General features: G+C 60.5%; 21 protein-coding genes and 2 tRNA genes. 1 reads left to right on the plus strand and 22 read right to left on the minus strand.

Features of this window, described 5'->3' with window-relative positions:
- Window positions 1–124: 124 nt before the first annotated feature.
- The 14 genes from rpsO to rlmE all read right to left on the minus strand — a co-directional run bounded on the left by rpsO (window position 125) and on the right by rlmE (window position 13,096).
- Complete coding sequence (rpsO, locus tag LOY54_RS23525; RefSeq protein ID WP_010222985.1) at window positions 125–394, minus strand: 30S ribosomal protein S15; 270 nt, start codon at window positions 392–394, stop codon at window positions 125–127.
- Between the two features lie 153 nt (window positions 395–547).
- The gene (gene truB / locus LOY54_RS23530; RefSeq protein ID WP_093379306.1) at window positions 548–1,465 is read right to left on the minus strand and encodes a tRNA pseudouridine(55) synthase TruB; all 918 of its coding nucleotides are present in this window, start codon (window positions 1,463–1,465) and stop codon (window positions 548–550) included.
- Window positions 1,466–1,468: 3 nt separating this feature from the next.
- Window positions 1,469–1,870 (minus strand): 30S ribosome-binding factor RbfA, encoded by a 402-nt coding sequence (rbfA, locus tag LOY54_RS23535; RefSeq protein WP_045199718.1) that lies wholly within the window; start codon window positions 1,868–1,870, stop codon window positions 1,469–1,471.
- Between the two features lie 121 nt (window positions 1,871–1,991).
- The gene (infB, locus tag LOY54_RS23540; protein ID WP_093379303.1) at window positions 1,992–4,496 is read right to left on the minus strand and encodes a translation initiation factor IF-2; all 2,505 of its coding nucleotides are present in this window, start codon (window positions 4,494–4,496) and stop codon (window positions 1,992–1,994) included.
- 27 nt (window positions 4,497–4,523) lie between these two features.
- Complete coding sequence (nusA, locus tag LOY54_RS23545; protein WP_010222981.1) at window positions 4,524–6,005, minus strand: transcription termination factor NusA; 1,482 nt, start codon at window positions 6,003–6,005, stop codon at window positions 4,524–4,526.
- Window positions 6,006–6,064: 59 nt separating this feature from the next.
- Window positions 6,065–6,523, minus strand: a complete 459-nt coding sequence (gene rimP, locus LOY54_RS23550) for a ribosome maturation factor RimP (RefSeq protein ID WP_045200046.1) — start codon at window positions 6,521–6,523, stop codon at window positions 6,065–6,067.
- A 129-nt stretch (window positions 6,524–6,652) separates the two neighbouring features.
- Window positions 6,653–6,729: transfer RNA gene (locus tag LOY54_RS23555), tRNA-Met, on the minus strand.
- A 97-nt stretch (window positions 6,730–6,826) separates the two neighbouring features.
- Window positions 6,827–6,912 (minus strand) — tRNA-Leu (locus LOY54_RS23560).
- A gap of 19 nt (window positions 6,913–6,931) precedes the next feature.
- A complete protein-coding gene (gene secG / locus LOY54_RS23565) occupies window positions 6,932–7,318 on the minus strand; it encodes a preprotein translocase subunit SecG (RefSeq protein WP_038998663.1) in 387 nt (128 codons plus the stop codon).
- A gap of 3 nt (window positions 7,319–7,321) precedes the next feature.
- Window positions 7,322–8,077, minus strand: a complete 756-nt coding sequence (gene tpiA / locus LOY54_RS23570; protein WP_045199723.1) for a triose-phosphate isomerase — start codon at window positions 8,075–8,077, stop codon at window positions 7,322–7,324.
- 66 nt (window positions 8,078–8,143) lie between these two features.
- A complete protein-coding gene (gene glmM, locus LOY54_RS23575) occupies window positions 8,144–9,484 on the minus strand; it encodes a phosphoglucosamine mutase (protein WP_045199725.1) in 1,341 nt (446 codons plus the stop codon).
- Window positions 9,485–9,500: 16 nt separating this feature from the next.
- On the minus strand, window positions 9,501–10,352 hold the full coding sequence (gene folP, locus LOY54_RS23580; RefSeq protein ID WP_258608106.1) for a dihydropteroate synthase: 852 nt from the start codon (window positions 10,350–10,352) through the stop codon (window positions 9,501–9,503).
- An 8-nt stretch (window positions 10,353–10,360) separates the two neighbouring features.
- Window positions 10,361–12,259 (minus strand): ATP-dependent zinc metalloprotease FtsH, encoded by a 1,899-nt coding sequence (ftsH, locus tag LOY54_RS23585; RefSeq protein ID WP_038998658.1) that lies wholly within the window; start codon window positions 12,257–12,259, stop codon window positions 10,361–10,363.
- A 213-nt stretch (window positions 12,260–12,472) separates the two neighbouring features.
- On the minus strand, window positions 12,473–13,096 hold the full coding sequence (rlmE, locus tag LOY54_RS23590) for a 23S rRNA (uridine(2552)-2'-O)-methyltransferase RlmE (protein ID WP_010222974.1): 624 nt from the start codon (window positions 13,094–13,096) through the stop codon (window positions 12,473–12,475).
- Between the two features lie 100 nt (window positions 13,097–13,196).
- Here rlmE and yhbY point away from each other — a divergent pair, with 100 nt between their 5' ends.
- On the plus strand, window positions 13,197–13,505 hold the full coding sequence (gene yhbY / locus LOY54_RS23595) for a ribosome assembly RNA-binding protein YhbY (RefSeq protein ID WP_038606752.1): 309 nt from the start codon (window positions 13,197–13,199) through the stop codon (window positions 13,503–13,505).
- A gap of 12 nt (window positions 13,506–13,517) precedes the next feature.
- Here the strand turns inward: yhbY and LOY54_RS23600 are convergent, their stop codons facing one another.
- The 8 genes from LOY54_RS23600 to grpE form a co-directional block, all read right to left on the minus strand.
- Entirely contained in the window at window positions 13,518–13,913 is a 396-nt protein-coding gene (locus LOY54_RS23600) for a hypothetical protein (protein ID WP_045199737.1), read from the minus strand.
- Window positions 13,914–13,941: 28 nt separating this feature from the next.
- Window positions 13,942–14,424: a transcription elongation factor GreA gene (greA, locus tag LOY54_RS23605; RefSeq protein ID WP_258608109.1), complete on the minus strand. Its 483-nt coding sequence runs from the start codon at window positions 14,422–14,424 to the stop codon at window positions 13,942–13,944.
- Window positions 14,421–17,642: a carbamoyl-phosphate synthase large subunit gene (gene carB, locus LOY54_RS23610; RefSeq protein ID WP_045199739.1), complete on the minus strand. Its 3,222-nt coding sequence runs from the start codon at window positions 17,640–17,642 to the stop codon at window positions 14,421–14,423. The genes greA and carB overlap by 4 nt, the downstream gene beginning before the upstream one ends.
- A gap of 106 nt (window positions 17,643–17,748) precedes the next feature.
- Window positions 17,749–18,885, minus strand: coding sequence for a glutamine-hydrolyzing carbamoyl-phosphate synthase small subunit (carA, locus tag LOY54_RS23615; protein WP_045199740.1), 1,137 nt, complete (start codon window positions 18,883–18,885; stop codon window positions 17,749–17,751).
- Between the two features lie 302 nt (window positions 18,886–19,187).
- Window positions 19,188–19,991, minus strand: a complete 804-nt coding sequence (gene dapB, locus LOY54_RS23620; RefSeq protein WP_038998653.1) for a 4-hydroxy-tetrahydrodipicolinate reductase — start codon at window positions 19,989–19,991, stop codon at window positions 19,188–19,190.
- Window positions 19,992–20,004: 13 nt separating this feature from the next.
- Window positions 20,005–21,129, minus strand: coding sequence for a molecular chaperone DnaJ (dnaJ, locus tag LOY54_RS23625; RefSeq protein WP_045199742.1), 1,125 nt, complete (start codon window positions 21,127–21,129; stop codon window positions 20,005–20,007).
- A gap of 210 nt (window positions 21,130–21,339) precedes the next feature.
- On the minus strand, window positions 21,340–23,259 hold the full coding sequence (gene dnaK / locus LOY54_RS23630; RefSeq protein WP_258608111.1) for a molecular chaperone DnaK: 1,920 nt from the start codon (window positions 23,257–23,259) through the stop codon (window positions 21,340–21,342).
- Between the two features lie 101 nt (window positions 23,260–23,360).
- Complete coding sequence (gene grpE, locus LOY54_RS23635) at window positions 23,361–23,915, minus strand: nucleotide exchange factor GrpE (protein ID WP_045199745.1); 555 nt, start codon at window positions 23,913–23,915, stop codon at window positions 23,361–23,363.
- Window positions 23,916–24,031: the final 116 nt, after the last annotated feature.

The following is a 24,031-nucleotide window of genomic DNA, read 5'->3' on the forward strand; positions in this document are numbered from 1 at the left end:
TAAACCGCTCAGGCGAGACAGACAGCCAACCTCATAGATAGGCAAGGCGTGCTCACCGACACGGGGGCCAAAGGCTCCGTGCGGTGACTGCAGCACGCCGTGCACACCACTGGCCAGGCCGCTATTAGCGACGCAGACCCAGACGACCGATCAGGGCGCTGTAACGGGTGGTGTCCTTGCCTTTCAGGTAGTCCAGCAGCTTGCGACGCTGGTTAACCATGCGGATCAGACCACGACGGGAGTGGTGGTCTTTGCCGTTGGCCTTGAAGTGGCCTTGCAGCTTGTTGATGTTGGCGGTCAGCAGAGCAACCTGTACTTCCGGGCTACCGGTGTCACCGGCGGCTTGCTGGTATTCGCCAACGATCTTTGCTTTTTCTTCAACGCTGAGTGCCATCTGGCTTCTCCAAATCAAGGGAAACCGAACAAACGGCTTCCAATAGGCCAGGGACTGCTCCCTGTATTCATAAAGTGAGGCGTGACCGTGCCTATTAACAGCCATCCTCTTTACCACCAGTGCCAGGCTTTAGCCTGACACTGAAGGTTTCGATCATTCTGACCGAATCAAGCGACGCGGCGCGATGCGCCCGTCTTCGCTCACTTCACCGATGCCGATGAAGCGACCGTTGTGATCCTGTACCCGGACCATGCCGAACTTCGGCGCGTCGGGGGCTCTGACCGGCTGACCATTGAGCCAGTAGAACGCACTGTGCTCGGAGAACTGCAACAGTGGCCAGTCCAGCAGACCGCTGTCCGATGGCATCAGGAAACGATCGACCGCTTCGTTGCCACCTTCGGCGTGGACCGCTTCGAGTTCTTCGAGGGTCACGGTCTGGGCCAGCTCGAAAGGACCGGCGTGCGTACGGCGCAGTTCAGCGACATAGGCGCCGCAACCGAGCACCTCGCCGATGTCCTCGACCAGGGTGCGGATGTAGGTGCCTTTGCTGCAGCCGACCGACAACCGGACACGGGTGCCTTCGCACTCGAGCAATTCCAAGCGGTTAATAGTAACAGAACGCGCCTCGCGCTCCACTACTTCACCTGCACGGGCAAGCTTGTACAGCGGCTGGCCGTCACGCTTGAGGGCCGAGTACATCGGCGGTATCTGACTGATTTGACCACGAAATTGTGGCAAAACCGCTTCGATATCGGCGCGACCAACGGTCACCTCACGGGTTTTCAGCACTTCACCTTCGGCGTCGCCCGTGGTGGTGGTCTGACCCAGTTGCATGACCGTCTCGTAGCCCTTGTCGGAATCGAGCAGGTATTGCGAGAACTTGGTCGCCTCACCGAAGCACAGCGGCAGCACGCCGCTGGCCAGTGGATCGAGGCTGCCGGTGTGCCCGGCCTTTTCGGCATTGAGCAGCCAGCGGACCTTCTGCAGGGCAGCGTTGGAGGTGAACCCCAACGGCTTGTCGAGCAGGATGATGCCGCTGACGTTACGACGGATACGCTTGACCTGAGCCACCGCTTACTCCTTGGTGTCCAGGGGCGTGTCGGCAGCCTGGTGCAGCTTGTCTTCGGCGACGGCACGCTCGATCAGCGCCGACAGGTGGGCACCGCGACTGATGCTTTCGTCATAGTGGAAATGCAGTTGCGGCACGCTGCGCAGTTGCATTTCCTTGCCCAGGTGCACGCGCAGGAAACTGGCCGCGCCGTTGAGCACCTTGAGGGTCTGCTTGATGTCTTCCGCCCCTTCCTGGCCCATGGAGGTGATGAACACCTTGGCATGGCCGACATCGCGGCTGACATCCACAGCGGTAATGGTGACCACGCCGACGCGCGGGTCCTTGACTTCACGACGGATCAACTGGGCCAGCTCGCGCTGGATCTGATCGCCGATGCGTTGGGTACGGCTATATTCTTTTGCCATTTTTGCTACCTGTAACTAAAGCGGCAAACGCCCGGCCAGGCTAGAGCCGGACCGGGCGTTGCGTTCAGAGCCGCCAAGCGGCGCCCTGGGGCGGGCGATTGGCGGTTCCCATGCTCGCGGCTTAGAGCGTACGAGCCACTTGGACTTTCTCGAAGACTTCGATCTTGTCGCCGACCTTGACGTCGTTGTAGCTCTTGACGCCGATACCGCATTCCATGCCGGCACGTACTTCGGACGCATCGTCCTTGAAGCGACGCAGCGATTCCAACTCGCCTTCGAAGATCACCACGTCCTCGCGCAGTACGCGGATCGGACGGTTGCGGTAGACCACACCCTCGACGACCATGCAGCCGGCGATGGCGCCGAACTTCGGCGAACGGAACACGTCACGCACTTCGGCGATACCCAGGATGTTCTCGCGAACATCGCTGCCGAGCATGCCGGTCAGGGCTTTCTTGACGTCTTCAATGATGTCGTAGATCACGTTGTAGTAACGCATATCCAGACCTTCCTGCTCGACGATCTTGCGCGCGCCGGCATCGGCACGCACGTTGAAGCCGAACAGTACTGCATTGGACGCCAGGGCCAGGTTGGCATCGCTCTCGGTGATACCACCGACACCGCCGCCAATCACGCGAACCTGTACTTCGTCGTTGCCCAGGCCGCTCAGGGAGCCCTGCAGGGCCTCGAGAGAACCACGAACATCGGACTTGAGCACGATGTTGAGGGTCTTCTTCTCTTCCTGGCCCATGTTCTCGAAGATGTTCTCGAGTTTGCCGGCGTGAGCGCGAGCCAGTTTGACCTCGCGGAACTTGCCTTGACGGAACAGGGCAACTTCACGGGCTTTCTTCTCGTCAGCCACTACCGACAGCTCGTCACCGGCGTCCGGGGTGCCATCCAGGCCGAGGATCTCGACCGGGATCGACGGGCCGGCTTCCTTAACAGGCTTGCCGTTCTCGTCGAGCATAGCCCGTACGCGACCGTAGTTCGAACCGCACAGGACCATGTCGCCCTGACGCAGGGTACCGTCCTGAACCAGCACGGTAGCCACCGGGCCGCGGCCCTTGTCCAGACGCGATTCAACCACCACACCACGACCCGGGGCCGATGGAGTGGCCTTGAGTTCGAGGATCTCGGCTTGCAGCAGGACCGCTTCGAGCAGTTCGTCGACACCGGTACCCATCTTCGCCGACACCTTGACGAACGGGGTATCTCCACCCCAGTCCTCGGAAGTGACGCCTTCGACGGCCAGTTCGTTACGGATACGATCGAGGTCGGCACCTGGCTTGTCGATCTTGTTCACCGCAACCACCAGCGGAACACCGGCAGCCTTGGCGTGCTGGACCGCTTCACGGGTTTGCGGCATCACGCCGTCGTCCGCCGCAACCACCAGGATCACGATGTCGGTCGCCTTGGCACCACGGGCACGCATGGCGGTAAACGCGGCGTGGCCAGGGGTGTCGAGGAAGGTGACCATGCCGCGGTCGGTTTCCACGTGGTACGCACCGATGTGCTGGGTAATACCACCGGCTTCGCCAGCAGCAACCTTGGCACGACGGATGTAGTCGAGCAGCGAGGTCTTACCGTGGTCAACGTGGCCCATTACGGTCACGACTGGTGCACGGGAGAAGGTCTCGCCTTCGAACTTCAACGACTCGGCCAGGGAATCTTCCAGGGCGGTATCGCTGACCAGGGTGACCTTGTGGCCCAGCTCTTCGGCGATCAGCTGAGCTGTCTCCTGGTCGAGCACCTGGTTGATGGTCACCGGAGTGCCCAGTTTGAACATGAACTTGACCACTTCAGCGCCCTTGACGGACATCTGGTTGGCCAGGTCGGAAACCGTGATGGTCTCGCCGATCTGCACGTCGCGGATAACCGGACCGGTCGGGTTCTGGAAACCGTGGGCGTTGCGCTTCTTCGGCTTGCCCTTGCCACGGCCACCACGACGGAAGCCATCGCTTTCTTCGTCGGTGGTACGCGGAGCGGCACGCGGGGTAGGCGCCTTTTCCTTTTCCTTGACCTTGACCGAAACACGCGGCGCTTCGTTACGGCGCTCGCCGCCACGACGCTCGTCGTCACGCGACTTGTCGCTGCGACGCACGTCGTCTTTCTTGCGCTCGGCAACCGGTGCCGGAGCATCGGCGGCTGCGGCTTCGATTACAGGCGCTGGAGCCGGCGCAGCGGCAGCAGCCGGTGCGGCGTTGGCAGCGGCTGGCTGGCGACGGGACTCTTCCTCGGCACGCTGACGTGCGTCGGCATCGGCCTTTTCGCGGGCAGCGTTTTCCGCTGCACGGCGCTCTTCCAGCTCGCGCTTCTGCTCGGCCTGGATTTCTTCCGGGCTGCGCTGAACGAATACTTTCTTCTTGCGTACTTCTACGCTGATGCTCTTGCTACCGGCGACACGCAGGGTGCTGGTGGTTTTGCGCTGCAAGGTGATCTTGCGCGGCTCTTCCACTTTTGCCTTGTGGCTGCTCTTCAAATGAGCCAGCAATGCCTGCTTCTCATTGTCGGTCACTACCTGACCGGCGTCGGTGTGCGGCAGACCTGCCTCACGCATCTGCTGCAGCAGGCGCTCTACCGGTGCAGCGACCTCTTGGGCCAATTCTTTCACCGTGACTTGCGTCATGCACTTCTCTCCTCAGGCCGCGCCTAATTACTCGAACCAGTGGGCTCGGGCGGCCATGATCAACTTGCCGGCACGCTCTTGGTCGATGCCGTCGATGTCGAGCAGGTCATCAATCGACTGCTCGGCCAGGTCTTCGCGGGTAACTACGCCGCGCACCGCCAGTTCCATCGCCAAATCCTTGTCCATACCCTCAAGCGAGAGCAGGTCTTCGGCCGGATGGGCGTCTGCCAGCTTTTCCTCAGTAGCGATGGCTTTGGTCAACAGGCGATCCTTGGCGCGAGCACGAAGCTCGTTGACGATGTCTTCGTCAAAGCCGTCGATGTTGAGCATTTCTTCCAGCGGTACGTAGGCAATCTCTTCCAGGCTGGTGAAGCCTTCATCGACCAGCACCTGTGCCAGCTCTTCGTCGACTTCCAGCTCGTCGATGAAGTTGCGCAGGATGTCACCGGTTTCAGCTTGCTGCTTGGCCTGGATGTCCGATTCGGTCATCACGTTCAGGGTCCAGCCGGTCAACTGACTGGCCAGGCGCACGTTCTGGCCACCACGGCCAATCGCCTGGGCCAGGTTGTCGGCACCCACGGCGATGTCCATGGCGTGGGCGTCTTCATCGACGATGATCGCCGCGACTTCAGCCGGCGACATGGCGTTGATGACGAACTGTGCAGGGTTGTCGTCCCAGAGGACGATGTCCACACGCTCGCCACCCAGTTCACCGGACACCGCCTGGACACGCGAACCGCGCATGCCGATACAGGCACCTTGCGGGTCGATGCGTTTGTCCTTGGAGCGCACGGCGATCTTGGCGCGCGAACCCGGATCACGGGACGCGGCCATGACTTCGATCAGGCCCTCGGCGATTTCCGGCACTTCGATGCGGAACAGTTCGATCAGCATCTGTGGCGCGGTACGCGACAGGATCAACTGCGGGCCGCGGTTCTCGGTGCGGATTTCCTTGAGCAGTGCACGCAGGCGCACACCGACACGGAAAGTCTCGCGGGAGATGATGTCTTCACGGGCCAGCAACGCTTCGGCGTTGTTGCCCAGGTCAACGATGACGTTGTCACGGGTGACCTTCTTGACGGTGCCGGAGATGATCTCGCCCAGACGCTCGCGGTAGGCATCTACCACTTGAGCGCGCTCGGCTTCACGGACCTTCTGGACGATGACTTGCTTGGCGGTCTGGGCGGCAATGCGGCCGAACTCGATCGACTCGATCTTCTCTTCGATCACGTCACCGACCTTGGCTTCAGGATGGGTGTCCTGAATCTTCGCTGGCCACACTTCGATCGCCGGATCGTCCAGATCCTTTTCTTCGACGACAGTCCAGCGACGGAAGGTTTCGTAGCTACCGGTGTGGCGGTTGATTTCCACACGCAGGTCGACTTCGTCGTCAAAACGTTTTTTGGTTGCAGTGGCCAGGGCCACTTCCAGCGCTTCAAAAATTACGCCGGCCGGTACGCCCTTTTCGTTGGATACCGACTCAACAACCAGCAGTACTTCTTTGCTCATCGTACGCCTCGCCTTTCGCAAGCCATTGGATCCGCGCGGTCCGCGGGATCCGGCACGTCTCAGTCAAAACTGGGAATAATGTTGGCCTTGTCGATCGAGTCGATCGGCAACAGGAATTCGTTGTTATCCACCTGGACCACAACATCCTGCTCCTCCACGCCACGGAGAAGGCCCTGAAAGTTACGACGACCTTCAAAGGGCGTACGCAGCTTGATCTTCACTTGTTCACCGGCATGCGAAGCGAACTGTTCCAAGGTGAACAGTGGGCGTTCCATGCCAGGAGAGGACACTTCAAGGGTGTACTCGGAACTGATCGGATCTTCGACATCGAGAACACCGCTGATTTGACGACTGACAATCGCGCAGTCATCAACCAGGATTCCATCCTCTTTATCGATATAGATACGCAGTACCGAATGTTTGCCTTGAGAGATGAATTCGATCCCCCAGCATTGATAGCCAAGAGCCTCGACCACCGGGGCCAACAAGGCCTGCAACTGTTCTAGCTTGCTCGACACCTGAACCCCCTCGTGCATGCTATGCAAATAAAAAATGGGCAAAGCGCCCATCCCTGATACGCCGTTGAATACCGGCGTTATGACTGTTCAGCCAAGAAAAAGCCCCTGCAAAAGGGGCTCCGCTGAAACTGGTTGCGGGGGCTGGATTTGAACCAACGACCTTCGGGTTATGAGCCCGACGAGCTACCAGACTGCTCCACCCCGCGACAAAGCTGGGGCGAAAGTATACGACCGAACCCCGACAGGGTCAATCTAACCTCCACCTACAAGAAAGCCCGCTGTAGCGGGCTGTCTTGTTTCAATTGGTACCGAGAAGGGGACTCGAACCCCTACACCCTATGGGCACAACCACCTCAAGGTTGCGTGTCTACCAATTCCACCACCTCGGCAATACTACTTTGAAACCCGTTACTTCTGCTCTTGAGCGGGAGGAACATCGCCAGTGTTAGTGGCTTCGCTCTTCTGCTCCTGGAGCACCGGTACATCATCTGTTGCCGGCTTTTGCTGCTTCACTTCCAAGACTGCTGGATCTGGCAACCCTACTTGAGTCAGCTCGTGAGCTTTCTCCTTAGCAAAGTATCCTAACCCAAGAGCAGTTAAGAAGAAAGAGGCAGCTAGTATAGCAGTAAACTTACTCAGAAAGGTAGCAGAACCTTGGCTTCCGAACACAGTATTTGAAGCACCTGCGCCGAAAGATGCACCCGCTTCCGCACCTTTACCCTGTTGCAGCAACACCAGCACTACCAAACCCAGCGCGCCCAACAGATGCAAAACAACGATCACTGTTTCCAGCATTTTTCAGTTTCCTGCGGCGCGACAAATTGCACCGAATTCGTCTGCGTTCAGGGAAGCCCCACCAATCAGGCCCCCATCGATATCCGGCATGCCGAACAGTTCAGCCGCATTGGCCGCCTTCACGCTGCCGCCGTATAGAAGCCGCACATTCGCCGCGACTTCCGGGTTCTTTGCCGCCAGCTGCTCGCGAATGGCTTTATGCACATCCTGAGCCTGCTGTGGCGAGGCCGTCAGCCCTGTACCGATGGCCCATACAGGCTCATAGGCAATCACCGCACTGGCGAAGACTTCGACACCGAACGCTTCGATGACGCTGTCCAGCTGACGCCCGACAATCTCAAGCGTTTTACCCGCTTCGCGCTCTTCGAGGGTTTCCCCTACACAGAGCACCGGCTTCAAACCGCAAGCCTGTGCCGCAGCGAACTTGCGATTAAGGACTTCGTCGTTCTCGCCAATGATCTGGCGGCGTTCGGAGTGCCCAATCAGTACCAGCTCGCAACCTGCCTCGGCCAGTTGACTCGGTGCAATCTCACCGGTCAGTGCGCCTTGCTCAGGCTGTACCGCAGAATTCTGAGCGCCGACGGCGATCGCCTTGCCTTGTACGCCATCAATTACCTGATTGATGTACAGGGCGGGGGGAAACACCGCGACCTCGACACCGCTCGGCAGGGCGAGATTACTCAAGCCCTTGATCAGCTCAGCGACGCTGGCGCGGGTACCGTGCATCTTCCAGTTACCAGCTACCATAGGGCGACGCATGCTGTACCTCGTCGGTCAAAGAGGGCGCAGATGTTACCCAACCCGATCACCTCTGGCAAGCCTATTTCAAACGCAAACTTCACTTACCAGTTTTGCCAGGGCTTCGGCGTGGCCGCGCACCTGACTTTCGTCCTCGCCTTCGACCATTACCCGCACCAAAGGCTCTGTCCCGGACTTGCGCAGCAGCACACGGCCACGACCGGCCAGGGCCTCGGTAACCTTGGCACTGGCTTCCTGAACGGCCGGATGCTCAAGCGGGTCGACCTTGCTCGCACCGAAGCGCACATTGATCAGCACCTGCGGGCATTTGCGCAGGGCCTGGCGAGCCTGGGCGAGGGTTTCCTCACGGCGTTTGAGGGCCATCAGCACCTGCAGCGCGGCGATGATCGCATCACCGGTGGTGGTGTGGTTGCAGCACACCACGTGCCCGGAGTTCTCGCCACCGATCACCCAATCGCGCTCCAGCAGCTCGGCCATCACGTAGCGGTCACCGACCTTGGCGCGCACGAACGGGATATCCAGGTCCTTCAGGGCCAGTTCCAGGCCCAGATTACTCATCAGGGTACCCACCACCCCGCCCTGCAGCTTGCCGCGCTCGTGCAGGTCACGGGCGATGATGAACAGCAGTTCGTCACCATCGACGATGGTGCCCGTGTGGTCCACCATCAGCACCCGATCGCCGTCGCCATCGAAGGCAATACCCAGATCGGCATGACCAACCAGCACCGCCGCCTGCAGCGACTCGATATGCGTCGAGCCGCAGTTCTCGTTGATGTTCAGGCCGTCAGGCTGCGCCGATAGCACGGTGACATCGGCACCCAGCTCGCGGAACACGCTGGGCGCAACCTTGTAGGTAGCGCCGTGGGCGCAGTCGACCACCAGCTTGAGGCCGGCGAAATCGGTGCTGCTCGGCACGCTGCTCTTGCAGAACTCGATGTAGCGACCGGCCGCATCGTTGATGCGCGAGACCTTGCCCAGCTTGCTCGATTCGACCACGGTCATCGGCTGGTCGAGCAACTCTTCGATCATCAGCTCGACTTCATCCGGCAGCTTGGTGCCTTGGCCGGAGAAGAACTTGATGCCGTTGTCGTCATGGGGGTTGTGCGAGGCACTGATGACGATGCCCGCTTCGGCATGGAAGGTGCGGGTCAGGTAGGCGATGGCCGGGGTCGGCATCGGCCCCAGCAGCATCACATCGGCGCCGGCGGCGGAAAGGCCTGCTTCCAGAGCCGACTCGAACATGTAGCCGGAAATGCGCGTGTCTTTACCCACCAGCACCCGGCAGGCACCCTGCTTGCGAAAGGCCATGCCTGCCGCCCAACCGAGCTTGAGCATGAAGTCAGGGGTGATGGGGTATTCGCCGACACGGCCACGAATACCGTCGGTACCAAAATATTTTCTGCTCATAGATGCTCCATCACTCTTATTCGGCGGCTTGCACCGCAGCAATCATCCGCACTACATCGGCGGTTTCGGCGACATCGTGAACGCGCAGTATGCTCGCACCCTTGGTCATCGCCAGCGCAGCCAGGGCCAGGCTGCCATAGAGCCGCTCACCGACCGGACGGCCCAGGGCCAGGCCGATCATGCTCTTGCGTGAAACGCCCACCAGCAACGGACGCCCCAAGCGGTAGAGCGCGTCCATGTGCTTGAACAGGCTGAGGTTGTGCTCGAGGGTCTTGGCAAAGCCGAAACCCGGATCAAGGATGATCCGTTCGGCCTCGATGCCCACGGCCGCACACGCAGCCATTCGCTCTTCAAGATAGCTCGCCACCTCGGCGGTGACATCCTGGTATTGAGGATCGTCCTGCATGTCGCCGGGCTCACCGCGCATGTGCATCAGGCACACCGGCAAACCAGTGGCTGCCGCAGCATCCAGGGCGCCATCACGACTGAGCGAGCGCACATCGTTGATCAACCCGGCACCAAGCCTGGCCGACTCGCGGATTACGGCTGGCGTCGAGGTATCGACCGAGATGATCACATCGAGTTCGCGATTGATCGCTTCGACGATAGGCGCGACACGCTCCAGCTCTTCCAGTGCCGACACCGCGCGAGCGCCTGGGCGAGTGGACTCACCACCGACATCAACCAGGGTTGCGCCGGCAGCCACCATCGCCTCGGCGTGGCGCAAGGCCGCATCACGCTGGGTGAAGCGACCGCCATCGGAGAAGGAATCGGGGGTGATATTGAGGATACCCATGACATGGGTACGGGACAAATCAAGAACCCGGTTGCCGCAAGGCAACCGGGTCGGGTACTGCTGTGAGGTCATATATGCCCTTAGACTTGCGCCGCTGGACCGCCGATCGGCGACTCTGGGCGTGGAGCCGAGGCATCTGGAGTGCCTGATCCACCTTCCCAGTCACGCGGCTCGCGTGGCTCGCGACCGGCCATGATGTCGTCGATCTGATCGGCATCGATGGTCTCGTACTTCATCAGCGCGTCGGCCATGGCGTCGAGCTTGTCGCGGTTCTCGGTGAGGATCTGCTTGGCCGTGGCATAGCACTGGTCAATGATGCTGCGTACTTCGGAGTCGATCAGCTTGGCGGTTTCACCGGAGACGCTGGCGTGCTGGGAACCGGCGCTGCGACCGAGGAACACCTCGCCCTCTTCTTCGGCATACATCAAAGGACCCAGTTTTTCCGACAGCCCCCACTTGGTGACCATGTTGCGGGCAATCTGGCTGGCCCGCATGATGTCGTTGGAGGCACCGGTGGTGACGCCATCGAAGCCCAGGGTCATTTCTTCGGCGATACGGCCGCCGTACAGCGAGCAGATCTGGCTGATCAGCGCGCGCTTGGACAGGCTGTAACGGTCTTCCTCAGGCAGGAACATGGTTACACCCAGTGCCCGGCCGCGAGGGATGATCGACACCTTATAGACCGGATCGTGCTCGGGTACGACGCGACCGACAATGGCATGGCCAGCTTCGTGATAAGCAGTGTTCTGCTTCTCTTTCTCGGACATGACCATGGTCTTGCGCTCGGCGCCCATCATGATCTTGTCTTTGGCCAGCTCGAACTCTTTCATCTCGACCACGCGCTTGCCGCCACGGGCAGCGAACAACGAGGCTTCGTTGACCAGGTTGGCGAGGTCGGCACCGGAGAAGCCCGGGGTACCACGGGCAATAACGGCTGGATTGACGTTGTCACCAATCGGCACCTTGCGCATGTGCACCTTGAGGATCTGCTCACGACCGCGGATATCCGGCAGGCCAACGACAACCTGACGGTCGAAACGGCCTGGACGCAGCAGCGCCGGGTCGAGTACGTCTGGACGGTTGGTCGCGGCGATGACGATGATGCCGTCGTTCATTTCGAAGCCGTCCATCTCTACCAGCAACTGGTTGAGGGTCTGCTCGCGTTCGTCGTGACCGCCACCCATGCCGGCGCCACGATGGCGACCGACGGCGTCGATTTCGTCGATGAAGATGATGCACGGTGCGTGTTTCTTGGCCTGCTCGAACATGTCGCGAACACGGCTGGCACCGACACCGACGAACATCTCGACGAAGTCGGAACCGGAGATGGTGAAGAACGGCACCTTGGCTTCGCCGGCAATGGCCTTGGCCAGCAGGGTTTTACCGGTACCTGGCGGGCCGACCATCAGCACGCCGCGCGGAATACGACCGCCCAGGCGCTGGAATTTGCCCGGATCGCGCAGGAACTCAACCAGCTCGCCGACTTCTTCTTTAGCTTCGTCGCAACCGGCAACGTCGGCCAGGGTAGTTTTTACCTGGTCTTCGGAGAGCAGGCGCGCCTTGCTCTTGCCGAAGCTCATCGGCCCGCCCTTGCCACCGGCGCCGCCCTGCATCTGGCGCATGAAGAACATGAATACGGCAATGATGACCAGGATCGGGAAGCTGGCGACCAGCAGCTGGGTCCAGATGCTCTGTTGCTCTGGCTGCTTGCCTTCAACCACGACGTGGTTGTCGACCAGATCACCGATCAGGCCGTTGTCCTGAATGGCCGGACGGATGGTCTTGAAGCTGTCGCCATCGGTGCGTTTACCGGTAATGACGTAGCCGTCGACCGCAACGCGCTCGACCTTGCCATCCTTGACCTGCTGAATGAAGTCGGAATAGTTGAGGGTCTGCGGCTCATTCGGGCTGGAGAAGTTGTTCATCACCGTCACCAGGACAGCCGCGATGATCAACCACAGGATCAAGTTCTTTGCCATATCGTTCAATTAGCTACCCTCTGAAGCCGGCTGACGGCGCAGCCGTGCCTCGCATGATATTCACCGGCTTAACTTACTACATAACCTACACATCTGCAGGCGCCGTCTGTAACCCTTTGTGAAACCTAGACTACACGAAGTACATCCAGGTCAGGCAGGAGAGCCGATTGGAAAAAACTATCGGACACCCTGGAAGCCGCCGGCCTGACGCCCCTACTCGCCGCGATACCCCCGCGCCAGCAAGTACTGCTCGCGGGAGCGGTCCCGCGAAGAATCAGGCTTGAGCATCTGGACCTTGTCGAATTTCTGACGAGCGTCCTTGAGGTATACGTCAAACCCTTCGCCCTGGAAAATTTTGATCAAAAAATCACCACCCGGTTTGAGTACCCGGGTCGCCAGATCAAGGGCCAGCTCACAGAGAAACATGGCCTTGGGAATATCCACGGCAGGCGTACCACTCATATTGGGGGCCATATCGGAAATCACAAGGTCTACGTGTGAATTACCCACTGCTTCGAGAATCTGCGCCAGCACTTCATCCTGGGTAAAGTCGCCCTGGATGAAGGTAACGTCGGGAATGCTGTCCATTTCGAGGATATCGGAGGCGATCAAACGGCCCTGACCACCGATCAGACGACTGGTCACCTGCGACCAGCCACCGGGCGCCGCGCCGAGGTCGACGACACTCATGCCGGGGCGGATAATCCGGTACTTTTCCTGGATTTCCAGCAATTTATAGCTCGCACGCGAGCGATAACCATCCTTTTGCGCTTTTTTAACGTAAGGATCGTTGAAGTGTTCTTTCAGCCAGCCAAGGCTTGTCTTGGAACGCGCCATTGGGCACCTCGATGATAAGGGTCGTGATTAACTGGGCGGATCCACGGGCCCTCGGGTAAAATGGCCGCCATTTTTACAGAATCAGACAAAGGGTCAGATTATGCCGCTCAATAACGAGCAGAAGAAACAGTACAAATCCATTGGCCACGATCTGAAACCAGTTCTGATTGTGGCAGGCAATGGGCTGACTGAAGGGGTTATCGCCGAACTCGAACGCGCCCTGGCCGATCACGAGCTGATCAAGGTCGAAATTCGCTCCGAAGACCGCGAAGAACGTGCCGCCGCAATCGCCGCGCTGTGCAAGGCCGGCCGCGCCGAACTGGTACAGACCATCGGCAAGAAGGCGCTGATCTATCGCCGCAATCCACAGCCGAACAAACAGCTGTCGAACATCCACCGTTACAAGTGATGTTCGCCGCGGTCAGTGGCGCGCCTTGCGCGCCCTGCCCGGCACGGGCTGCATGACCAGCAACAAGCCGGTCAGGCCCAGCACCAGGTAGCAGAACAGCTGCCAGCGCAACTCCTCCGGCATGCCCACGCGCAAGGCGAAATACACCACGCACGCCAGCATCGCCATCGACAGCAATTGCCCCCGCATATCCCGCCACAGACTGGCCAGGCCCTGCGCCTGCATCAGCACCAATGCCTGCACGCCTGCGCAAAACGCCGCAAACGCGACCAGCAACGATGCCATCAGGCTGCCGATATCCTCGATCAGCAGCGGCGCCAGGCCAATCTTGCCCAACGCCGGCAGCAAACCGAAATGCAACATCCACAGGCCGCCAACCCAGAACACCTGGGTCAGTTGCCAGATCACCGCGGCCGCGGCAAAGCCGCGGCGTCGGTCAGATGTGTTTGACTTCGACAATCTCGTACTCGACCGTACCGCTTGGCGTCTTGATCACCACGGTATCGCCCTCTTCCTTGCCGATGATGGCGCGGGCGATCGGCGCACCGACCGAGAGCTTGCCGTTCTTGACGTCCGCCTCGTCCTCGCCAACGATCTGGTAGCTCACCTCTTCGTCGGTTTCGGTGTTGGCCAACACTACGGTGGTGCCGAAAATCACTTTGCCGGTATGGGCAATGGTGGTGACGTCGATCACCACCGAGTTCTGCAGACGGCCTTCGATATCGCGGATACGCGCCTCGACCATACCCTGCTCTTCACGGGCAGCGTGGTACTCGGCGTTTTCCTTGAGGTCGCCCAGCTCACGGGCCTCACCAATGGCCTGGCTCAGGCGCGGACGCTCGGTCTTGCTCAGGAACAGGTGCTCTTCCTCCAGGGCGCGAGCGCCCTGGACGGTCATCGGGTACTTGGTAATGCTCATGCTTTGAGTCCTGCATGCAGATCCTGCAAGCGGCGAACGGTCTTTTCCGGACCAAATTTCAGCGCTTCGCAGATGGCTTCACCGGCCGCAATGGTGGTGGTGCAGTAGATCTTGTGCTGCAACGCATTGCGACGAATCGAGTAGGAGTCGGCGATCGACTGACGACCTTCGGTGGTGTTGATGATCAGCGACACTTCGTCGTTCTTGATCATGTCGACCACGTGCGGACGACCTTCGGTCACCTTGTTCACGCGACGCACTTTCAGGCCAGCCGCTTCGATGACCTTGGCGGTACCGACGGTGGCAACCACTTCGAAGCCCAGGGCGATCAGGTCGCGGGCAACGCCGGCCACTTGTGGCTTGTCGTCGTCACGCACGCTGATGAACGCGGTACCGCCAGTCGGCAGCACTTCGCTGGCACCCATCTGGGCCTTGGCGAAGGCTTCACCGAAGCTGTCGCCGACACCCATGACTTCACCGGTGGATTTCATCTCAGGGCCGAGGATCGGGTCAACACCCGGGAACTTGGCGAACGGGAACACCGCTTCCTTGACGCTGTAGAAGTTAGGAATGATTTCCTTGGTGAAGCCGATTTCCTTCAGCGATTTACCAGCCATGACGCGCGCGGCAATCATCGCCAGCGAGGTGCCGATGCACTTGGAGACGAACGGTACGGTACGCGAGGCGCGCGGGTTGACTTCGATCACGTAGATCTTGTCGCCCTGCAGGGCCAGCTGCACGTTCATCAGGCCGACAACGCCCAGCTCCAGGGCCATTTTCTTGACCTGTTCGCGGACTTCGTCCTGCACATGGGCCGGCAGCGAGTACGGTGGCAGCGAGCACGCCGAGTCACCGGAGTGAACGCCGGCTTGTTCGATGTGCTGCATGATCGCGCCGATCACCACATCGGTGCCGTCGCAGACCGCATCCACGTCCATCTCGATGGCGCAGTTGAGGAAGTGGTCGAGCAGCACCGGGCTGTCGTTGGACACCTGCACCGCTTCACGCAGGTAGCGCTTGAGCTCGTCCAGCTCGTAGACGATCTCCATGGCGCGGCCGCCCAGTACGTAGGACGGGCGAACCACCAGCGGGTAACCGATCACGCCGGCAGCACGAATCGCTTCGTCTTCGCTGCGCACGGTGGCGTTTGGCGGCTGCAGCAGGTTCAGGCGCTGAACCATCTGCTGGAAACGCTCGCGGTCTTCGGCGCGGTCGATGGCGTCCGGGCTGGTACCGATGATCGGCACGCCGGCTTCTTCCAGGGCGCGGGCCAGTTTCAGCGGGGTCTGGCCGCCGTAATGGACGATCACGCCTTTGGGCTTCTCGACGCGAACCACTTCCAGCACGTCTTCCAGGGTCAGCGGCTCGAAGTACAGGCGGTCGGAAGTGTCGTAGTCGGTGGAGACGGTTTCCGGGTTGCAGTTGACCATGATGGTCTCGTAACCGTCTTCACGCAGGGCCAGTGCCGCGTGCACGCAGCAGTAGTCGAACTCGATACCCTGGCCGATACGGTTAGGACCGCCACCGAGGATCATGATCTTGTCACGGGTCGACGGCTTGGCCTCGCACTCTTCCTCATAGGTCGAGTACAGGTAGGCGGTGTCGGTGGCGAACTCGGCGGCGCAGGTGTCGACGCGTTTGTAGACCGGGAACACTTCCAGCTTGTGGCGGTGACGACGCAGGTTCTTGTCGGTGATACCCAGCAGCTTGGCCAGACGCTGGTCAGAGAAGCCCTTTCGCTTCAGACGCAGCATCAGGTCCTTGTCGATCGCCGACAGGGCCAGGGTCTTGACCTTCTCTTCTTCCTTGATCAGGTCTTCCATCTGCACCAGGAACCAGTGATCGATACCGGTCAGGGCGAAGATTTCGTCGCAGGTCATGCCCGAACGCATGGCGTCGGCGACGTACCAGATGCGCTCGGCGCCCGGCACGGTCAGCTCGCGCTTGAGGATGCTGGCAGCGTCAGGGCTGGCCAGGTCGACTTTCGGGTCCAGGCCGCAAACGCCAACTTCCAGGCCGCGCAGGGCTTTCTGCAGCGATTCCTGGAAGGTCCGGCCGATGGCCATGACTTCACCCACGGATTTCATCTGGGTGGTCAGGCGGGCGTCGGCTTTCGGGAATTTCTCGAAGGCGAAACGCGGCAGCTTGGTGACGACGTAGTCGATCGACGGCTCGAAGGACGCCGGGGTACGGCCGCCGGTGATGTCGTTCTGCAGCTCGTCGAGGGTGTAACCGACGGCCAGCTTGGCGGCGATCTTGGCGATCGGGAAGCCGGTGGCTTTCGAGGCCAGCGCCGAGGAACGGGAAACCCGCGGGTTCATCTCGATCACGACCATGCGGCCGGTGTCCGGGCAGATACCGAACTGCACGTTGGAACCGCCGGTCTCGACACCGATTTCACGCAGCACCGCCAGCGAGGCGTTGCGCATGATCTGGTATTCCTTGTCGGTCAGGGTCTGTGCTGGCGCCACGGTGATCGAGTCACCGGTGTGCACGCCCATCGGGTCGAAGTTCTCGATCGAGCAGACGATGATGCAGTTGTCCTTTTTGTCGCGGACCACTTCCATCTCGTACTCTTTCCAGCCGATCAGCGATTCGTCGATCAGCAGCTCTTTGGTTGGCGACAGGTCCAGACCACGGGCGCAGATTTCTTCGAATTCTTCACGGTTGTAGGCGATGCCGCCACCGGTGCCGCCCATGGTGAAGGACGGACGGATGATGCACGGGAAGCCGAGCTTCTCGAGCACCGCGTTGGCCTCTTCCATGCTGTGGGCGATGCCGGAGCGCGGGCACTCAAGGCCAATGGCCTTCATGGCGGTGTCGAAGCGCGAACGGTCTTCAGCCTTGTCGATGGTGTCGGCGTTGGCGCCGATCATCTCTACGCCGAACTTTTCCAGAACGCCTTCGCGCTCCAGGTCCAGGGCGCAGTTCAGGGCAGTCTGGCCACCCATGGTCGGCAGCAGCGCGTCAGGACGCTCCTTCTCGATGATCTTGGCAACGGTCTGCCACTTGATCGGCTCGATGTAGGTGGCGTCGGCCATGGCCGGGTCGGTCATGATGGTGGCCGGGTTGGAGTTCACCAGGATGACGCGGTAACCCTCTTCGCGCAGGGCTTTACAAGCCTGGGCGCCGGAGTAGTCGAATTCGCAGGCCTGGCCGATCACGATCGGGCCAGCGCCGAGAATCAGGATGCTTTTGATGTCTGTACGTTTTGGCATGGGTTGTCACTCAATTCCGCAGGTCAGTCGGCAAGCCGCATTGAACAATCTTGGGGGCGGCACCTGAACGCGGCTTGCACCGGTCCAGGGCCTTCTCGCCAGATGCTCAGCGGCGCTTGGCCATGGCATCGATGAAACGGTCGAACAGTGGCGCGACGTCGGTCGGGCCCGGGCTGGCTTCAGGGTGGCCCTGGAAGCTGAACGCGCTCTTGTCGGTGCGCTCGATACCCTGCAGGGTACCGTCGAACAGCGACTTGTGGATGGCGCGCACGTTGCCCGGCAGGGTCGCTTCGTCAACCGCAAAGCCGTGGTTCTGGCTGGTGATCATGACCACGCCGGTGTCCAGGTCCTGGACCGGGTGGTTGGCGCCGTGGTGACCATGACCCATTTTCACGGTCTTGGCACCGGAGGCCAGGGCCAGCAACTGGTGGCCCAGGCAGATGCCGAATACCGGGATCTCGGTTTCGAGGATGTCCTTGATCGCCTGGATCGCGTAGTCGCAAGGCTCCGGATCGCCAGGGCCGTTGGACAGGAACACGCCATCAGGGTTGAGTGCCAGAACTTCGCTGGCCGGGGTTTGCGCCGGCACTACGGTCAGGCGGCAACCGCGGGCAACCAGCATGCGCAGGATGTTCAGCTTGACGCCGAAGTCGTAGGCAACCACGTGGTAAGGCAGCTCGGACGCCTCGATTGTGGCGTGGCTGTCGGTCTTCAGCTCCCAGACGCTGGAGCGCCATTCGTAGCTGCTCTTGGTGCTGACGACTTTCGCCAGGTCCATGCCCTTCAGGCCCGGAAAACCGCGAGCGGCGGCGATTGCAGCCTCTTCGCTGATGTTGTCGCCGGCGAGGATGCAGCCGTTCTGCGCGCCCTTCTCACGCAGGATGCGGGTCAGGCGACGGGTGTCGATACCTGCAATCGCCACTACGTTGTTGGCCTTGAGGTAATCAGGCAGGGATTGCTTGTTGCGCCAGTTGCTCGCGATCAGAGGCAGGTCGCGAATCACCAGGCCCGCCGACCAGACGCGGTCGGACTCGGCGTCTTCCGGCGTGGTGCCGGTGTTGCCGATGTGCGGGTAAGTCAGGGTAACGATTTGCTGCGCATAGGAAGGGTCAGTCAGGATTTCCTGATAGCCGGTCATTGCGGTGTTAAACACCACCTCACCAACGGTTTGTCCGTCGGCTCCAATGGCTTCACCGCGAAAAATGCTGCCATCGGCAAGGGCGAGTATGGCTGGCTTAGTCAAGAAGACCTCCCGTAAATCAAGCCTGAAGGGGCGATCGCAGGTTGCAAAAAAGCGGAATGACGTATAGACACGTCACCCCGCTTTCTTCGTCGAATTATCTGCGCGCTTTTAGTGGACACACTAAAGCTGTAGCTTACAGAAAAACGCTTTTTTGGTCTACCACTGATGTGCCTGAAAGGCGCAGGAATGCGACAGGGCGCACTGGGAGGGTCTTGTGGGAGCGGGCTTGACCCGCGATTGCGGCGTGACAGACAAACCGCAATCGCGGGTCAAGCCCGCTCCCACAGGGGATACAGCGCAGGTCAACGCAGGTCGAGCACGTCCTGCATGTCGTACAAGCCAGGCTCGCGCCCGTCCAGCCACAGCGCGGCACGTACCGCACCCTTGGCGAAGGTCATGCGACTGGAGGCCTTGTGGGTGATCTCCAGGCGCTCACCTTCGGCAGCGAACAGCACGGTGTGGTCACCAACCACATCGCCAGCGCGCACAGTGGCAAAACCGATGGTCTTGCGATCACGGGCGCCGGTCTGGCCTTCACGGCCATACACCGCCACTTCCTGCAGGTCACGGCCCAGGGCATTGGCAACCACTTCACCCATGCGCAGCGCGGTACCCGACGGCGCATCGACCTTGTGCCGGTGGTGCGCCTCGATGATCTCGATATCGACGTCATCGCCCAGCACCCGCGCCGCCATGTCCAGCAACTTGAGGCTGAGGTTGACGCCAACGCTGAAGTTGGCGGCGAAGACGATAGGAATGTCCTTGCCCGCCTCGGCCAGCAGTTGCTTTTCTTCGACCGAGAAACCGGTGGTGCCGATGATCATCGCCTTGCCTGCCTTGCGGCAGAACGCCAGGTTCTTCAGGGTCACCGAGGGGTGAGTGAAGTCGATCAGCACGTCGAACTCGTCGGCAACCTTGGCCAGGTCGTCCGACAGCAACACACCGATTCGGCCCAGCGCCGCCAGTTCACCGGCATCAGCGCCGACCAGCGAACTGTCCGGGCGATCGATCGCTGCGGTCAGCCCGGCACCCGGGGTTTGCTGCACCGCTTCGATCAGGGTCTTGCCCATGCGCCCTGCAGCGCCCATTACCGCTATACGTCGCATGCCCTATTCCTTCTTACAGATCGCCGAAGAAGCGTTTCACGCCTTCGAACCAGCCATTGGCTTTCGGCGAGTGGGAACTGTCGCCTTCCAGCGAATCACGCAGCTCTTCGAGCAGCTCACGCTGGCGACGGCTGAGGTTGACCGGGGTTTCCACCGCAACCCGGCACATCAGGTCACCGGCACCACCACCGCGAACCGGTGCCACACCTTTGCCGCGCAGACGGAACTGCTTGCCGGTCTGGGTGCCTTCCGGGATCTTCAGCTTGACCCGGCCATCGAGGGTCGGCACTTCCAGCTCGCCACCCAGGGCAGCGTCGGTGTAGCTGATCGGCACTTCACAGTACAGGTGCTTGCCGTCGCGCTGGAAAATCGGGTGCTCACGCACGTTGATGACAACGTACAGGTCGCCAGTCGGGCCGCCGTGCGAACCGGCTTCACCTTCACCGGACAGACGAATACGGTCGCCGGTATCAACGCCAGCCGGGACCTTGACCGACAGCGTCTTGTACTCTTCGATGCGCCCTTCGCCGTGGCACGAATCGCACGGATCGGTGATGATCTTGCCCTGGCCGTGGCAGCGCGGGCAGGTCTGCTGGACCGAGAAGAAGCCCTGCTGCATGCGCACCTGGCCGATACCGCCACAGGTCGGGCAGGTCGACGGCGACGAGCCTTTCTTGGCCCCGGAACCGTCGCACGGCTTGCAGTTGACCAGCGTCGGCACACGGATATTGACCGTGGTGCCGCGCACGGCTTCTTCCAGGTTCAGTTCCAGGGTGTAGCGCAGGTCGCTGCCACGCTGGGCGCCACCGCGCGAACCACCACGGCCACCGCCGAAGAAATCGCTGAACACATCGCCGAAGATATCCGAGAAGTTCGCGCCGCCGAAACCGGCACCGCCGCCACCCATGCTCGGATCCACGCCGGCATGACCATACTGGTCATAGGCCGCACGCTTGCTGGCATCGGAGAGCACTTCGTAAGCCTCGTTGGCTTCCTTGAATTTCTCTTCCGAGTCCTTGTCATCAGGATTACGGTCCGGGTGATGCTTCATCGCCAGGCGGCGATAGGCCTTCTTCAAGTCCGCTTCACTGGAGCCGCGCTCAACTCCCAGAACTTCGTAATAGTCACGCTTTGCCATAAGTCTTTGCACTCTTGAGGACGCTCGGCAAACCTCTGCGCATTCCGCGCTGTGCCGCCAGCACCCGCCTTACCTGCCCCACGGGCAGCTGACAGATGCTGTAAAAATTCGGGTATTGCAGACACGCCAACGCGGGAGCAAGCCCCCGCGCGGCGACATCCTACCAGCCAACCATCAATAAACAGTCAACTGGCCGACAACCTGTAGCAATTACTTGTTGTCTTTGACTTCTTCAAACTCGGCATCGACGACGTCGTCGTGCTTGGCTTCCGCCTCAGCTTGCTGAGCGCCACCCTGAGGCTGTTCAGCCGACTGCTCGGCGTACATCTTCTGGGCAACCGGAGCCGAGACCTTCGACAGCTCTTCGACTTTAGCGTCGATGGCAGCCTTGTCGTCGCCCTTGATGGCGGCTTCCAGGGCAACCACAGCCGCTTCGATCGCGGTTTTCTCGTCGGCAGTGACCTTGTCACCAGCGTCAACGACCATCTTGCGAGTCGAGTGAACCAGTGCATCACCCTGGTTACGGGCAGCGGCCAGCTCTTCGAACTTGCGGTCTTCTTCCGAGTTCGCTTCAGCGTCGCGGATCATCTGCTGAATTTCTTCATCAGACAGACCGGAGTTGGCCTTGATCACGATCGACTGGGTCTTGCCAGTGGCCTTGTCTTTGGCGCCGACGTGCAGGATGCCGTTGGCGTCGATGTCGAAGGTCACTTCGATTTGTGGCACACCACGTGGAGCAGGTGGAATGTCGGCCAGGTCGAACTTGCCCAGGGACTTGTTCTGTGCAGCCTGCTTACGCTCACCTTGCAGCACGTGAATGGTCACGGCGCCCTGGTTGTCATCGGCAGTCGAGAACACTTGCGACTTCTTGGTCGGAATAGTGGTGTTCTTCTCGATCAGCGCGGTCATCACGCCGCCCATGGTTTCGATACCCAGGGTCAGCGGGCTGACGTCCAGCAGCAATACGTCCTTGACGTCACCGGCCAGTACCGCACCCTGGATGGCAGCACCCATGGCAACCGCTTCGTCCGGGTTGACGTCTTTACGCGCTTCTTTGCCGAAGAAGTCGGTAACCGCTTTTTGCACCAGCGGCATACGGGTCTGACCGCCGACCAGGATCACGTCGTCGATCTTGCTGACGTCGATACCGGCGTCTTTCATGGCGATGCGGCATGGCTCGATGGTGCGCTGAACCAGGTCTTCTACCAGCGATTCCAGCTTGGCGCGGGAGATCTTCACGTTCAGGTGCTTAGGACCGGTGGCGTCTGCAGTGATGTACGGCAGGTTGACGTCGGTCATCTGGCTCGAAGACAGCTCGATCTTGGCCTTTTCAGCGGCTTCTTTCAGACGCTGCATGGCCAGCGGGTCACCCTTGAGGTTCATGCCGCTTTCTTTCTTGAACTCGTCGACGAGGTAGTCGATCAGGCGGATGTCGAAGTCTTCACCACCGAGGAAAGTGTCGCCGTTGGTGGCCAGAACTTCGAACTGGTGCTCGCCATCGACTTCGGCGATTTCGATTACCGAAACGTCGAAGGTACCGCCACCCAGGTCATAAACGATCACGGTGTGATCGCCCTTGGCCTTGTCCATGCCATAGGCCAGCGCAGCCGCGGTCGGCTCGTTGATGATCCGCTTGACGTCCAGACCGGCGATACGGCCGGCGTCTTTGGTGGCCTGGCGCTGGCTGTCGTTGAAGTAGGCCGGAACGGTGATCACCGCTTCGGTCACTGGCTCGCCGAGGTAGTCTTCGGCGGTCTTCTTCATTTTTTTCAGGATTTCAGCCGAGATTTGTGGCGGCGCCATTTTCTGGCCGTTCACTTCAACCCAGGCGTCGTTGTTGTCAGCTTTGACAATTTTGTACGGAACCATCTGGATGTCTTTCTGCACCACTTCTTCTTCGAAGCGACGACCGATCAGACGTTTTACCGCGTACAGGGTGTTGTGCGGGTTGGTGACCGCCTGGCGCTTGGCCGACTGGCCAACCAGGATTTCGCCGTCGTTGGCGTAGGCGATGATCGACGGCGTGGTACGAGCGCCTTCGGCGTTCTCGATGACCTTGACGTTGCCGTTTTCCAGAATGGAGACACAGGAGTTGGTGGTCCCCAGGTCGATACCGATGATTTTACCCATGTTAACTCTCCCGAAACTTGAATTTGGTTGCCGCAGCAGTGGTGGCTAACTGCGGTAATACTTGAATGCTTGACACCTAGATGGGGGCGCCGAAAACGATTTCAAGCCTGCTCGTCAATCGACGGCGAAACCGCTGCCGGGGCCTTGCTGACCACGACCATGGCCGGGCGCAGCAGGCGACCGTTGAGCTGGTAGCCCTTCTGGAACACCTTGAGCACGCTGTTGGGCTCGACCTCGGCGCTTTCCTGCATGGCCATCGCCTGATGGTGCTCGGCATTGAACGGTTCGCCGTGCGGGTCGATGGCCTCGAGGTTGTAGCGCTTGAGGGTGTCGTGGAACATCTTCAGGGTCAGCTCGATACCTTCGCGCATCGGGCGAATGCTCTCGTCGTCGGGGCTGGACAGTTCCAGGCCGCGCTCGAGGCTGTCGATGACCGGCAGCAGGTCACCGGCGAATTTTTCCAGGGCGAACTTGTGCGCCTTTTCTACGTCCTGCTCGGCGCGGCGGCGCACGTTCTGCAGGTCGGCGGCGGTGCGCAGGGATTGATCCTGGGCCGCCGCCAGCTGCTCTTCGAGCACCTGCACGCGGGCGCTCAGCTCTTGGTCGCCAGTCGCTTCGGCGTTCAGATTCTGTTCATCCAGCTGTTCGTCAGCCATAAAATCTCTCCTCTCGAATAAGGTCTGCGAGCATTACTCGCGCGTCTGCCGGCTATATGGGGTCGCAAAACCCAGGTTCAAGGGCCGGCAACACAGCTTGTACACATTCGCTCATA

This window comes from Pseudomonas sp. B21-032 (assembly GCF_024748965.1).
Classification (GTDB): Bacteria; Pseudomonadota; Gammaproteobacteria; order Pseudomonadales; family Pseudomonadaceae; genus Aquipseudomonas.